Annotated in this window: 1 rRNA gene; it reads right to left on the bottom strand. The window is 56.3% G+C overall.

From position 1 onward, the window contains the following. Positions 1 to 31 precede the first annotated feature (31 nt). Positions 32 to 2,505, bottom strand: a 23S ribosomal RNA gene (locus ACFY1T_RS35550); the annotation flags it as partial.

The raw sequence follows: 2,505 nt of genomic DNA, 5'->3' as shown, positions 1-2,505 counted from the left end.
TTCAGAACTAACACAGTGGACGCGAGCAACTGAGGACAAGCCCTCGGCCTATTAGTACCAGTCAGCTCCACCCGTTACCGGGCTTCCACATCTGGCCTATCAACCCAGTCGTCTACTGGGAGCCTTACCCTCTCAAGGAGGTGGGAATACTCATCTTGAAGCAGGCTTCCCGCTTAGATGCTTTCAGCGGTTATCCCTCCCGAACGTAGCCAACCAGCCATGCCCTTGGCAGGACAACTGGCACACCAGAGGTTCGTCCGTCCCGGTCCTCTCGTACTAGGGACAGCCCTTCTCAATATTCCTACGCGCACAGCGGATAGGGACCGAACTGTCTCACGACGTTCTAAACCCAGCTCGCGTACCGCTTTAATGGGCGAACAGCCCAACCCTTGGGACCGACTCCAGCCCCAGGATGCGACGAGCCGACATCGAGGTGCCAAACCATCCCGTCGATATGGACTCTTGGGGAAGATCAGCCTGTTATCCCCGGGGTACCTTTTATCCGTTGAGCGACGGCGCTTCCACAAGCCACCGCCGGATCACTAGTCCCGACTTTCGTCCCTGCTCGACCCGTCGGTCTCACAGTCAAGCTCCCTTGTGCACTTACACTCAACACCTGATTGCCAACCAGGCTGAGGGAACCTTTGGGCGCCTCCGTTACCCTTTGGGAGGCAACCGCCCCAGTTAAACTACCCATCAGACACTGTCCCTGATCCGGATCACGGACCGAGGTTAGACATCCAGCACGACCAGAGTGGTATTTCAACGGCGACTCCACCCCAACTGGCGTTGGGGTTTCAAAGTCTCCCACCTATCCTACACAAGCCGAACCGAACACCAATATCAAACTGTAGTAAAGGTCCCGGGGTCTTTCCGTCCTGCTGCGCGAAACGAGCATCTTTACTCGTAGTGCAATTTCACCGGGCCTATGGTTGAGACAGTCGAGAAGTCGTTACGCCATTCGTGCAGGTCGGAACTTACCCGACAAGGAATTTCGCTACCTTAGGATGGTTATAGTTACCACCGCCGTTTACTGGCGCTTAAGTTCTCAGCTTCGCACACCCGAAAGTGCACTAACCGGTCCCCTTAACGTTCCAGCACCGGGCAGGCGTCAGTCCGTATACATCGCCTTACGGCTTCGCACGGACCTGTGTTTTTAGTAAACAGTCGCTTCTCGCTGGTCTCTGCGGCCACCCCCAGCTCAGGAAGCAAGTTCCTTCACCAGTGATGGCCCCCCTTCTCCCGAAGTTACGGGGGCATTTTGCCGAGTTCCTTAACCATAGTTCACCCGAACGCCTCGGTATTCTCTACCTGACCACCTGAGTCGGTTTAGGGTACGGGCCGCCATGAAACTCGCTAGAGGCTTTTCTCGACAGCATAGGATCATCCACTTCACCACAATCGGCTCGGCATCAGGTCTCAGCCTTATATGAGGGACGGATTTGCCTACCCCTCGGCCTACACCCTTACCCCGGGACAACCACCGCCCGGGCTGGACTACCTTCCTGCGTCACCCCATCGCTTACCTACTACAAGTCTGGTTCGTCGGCTCCACCACTTTCCTTTCCCCGAAGGGTCCGGAACGGCTTCACGGACTTAGCATCGCCTGATTCGATATTGGGCGTTTCAAAGCGGGTACCGGAATATCAACCGGTTGTCCATCGACTACGCCTGTCGGCCTCGCCTTAGGTCCCGACTTACCCTGGGCAGATCAGCTTGACCCAGGAACCCTTAGTCAATCGGCGCACACGTTTCTCACGTGTGTATCGCTACTCATGCCTGCATTCTCACTCGTGAACCGTCCACAACTAGCTTCCGCTGCTGCTTCACCCGGCACACGACGCTCCCCTACCCATCACAACACCCGTTGGGGCTATTTGCTGCAATGACACGACTTCGGCGGTACGCTTGAGCCCCGCTACATTGTCGGCGCGGAATCACTTGACCAGTGAGCTATTACGCACTCTTTCAAGGGTGGCTGCTTCTAAGCCAACCTCCTGGTTGTCTCTGCGACTCCACATCCTTTCCCACTTAGCGTACGCTTAGGGGCCTTAGTCGATGCTCTGGGCTGTTTCCCTCTCGACCATGGAGCTTATCCCCCACAGTCTCACTGCCGTGCTCTCACTTACCGGCATTCGGAGTTTGGCTAAGGTCAGTAACCCGGTAGGGCCCATCGCCTATCCAGTGCTCTACCTCCGGCAAGAAACACACGACGCTGCACCTAAATGCATTTCGGGGAGAACCAGCTATCACGGAGTTTGATTGGCCTTTCACCCCTAACCACAGGTCATCCCCCAGGTTTTCAACCCTGGTGGGTTCGGTCCTCCACGAAGTCTTACCTCCGCTTCAACCTGCCCATGGCTAGATCACTCCGCTTCGGGTCTAGAGCGTGCAACTCAATCGCCCTATTCGGACTCGCTTTCGCTACGGCTTCCCCACACGGGTTAACCTCGCTACACACCGCTAACTCGCAGGCTCATTCTTCAAAAGGCACGCAGTCACGAC

Source organism: Streptomyces sp. NPDC001194, from assembly GCF_042896985.1.
In the GTDB taxonomy this organism is placed as follows: Bacteria; Actinomycetota; Actinomycetes; order Streptomycetales; family Streptomycetaceae; genus Streptomyces.
Note: the sequence above shows the minus strand (reverse complement) of the source record. Positions and strands in the feature narration are given on the sequence as shown.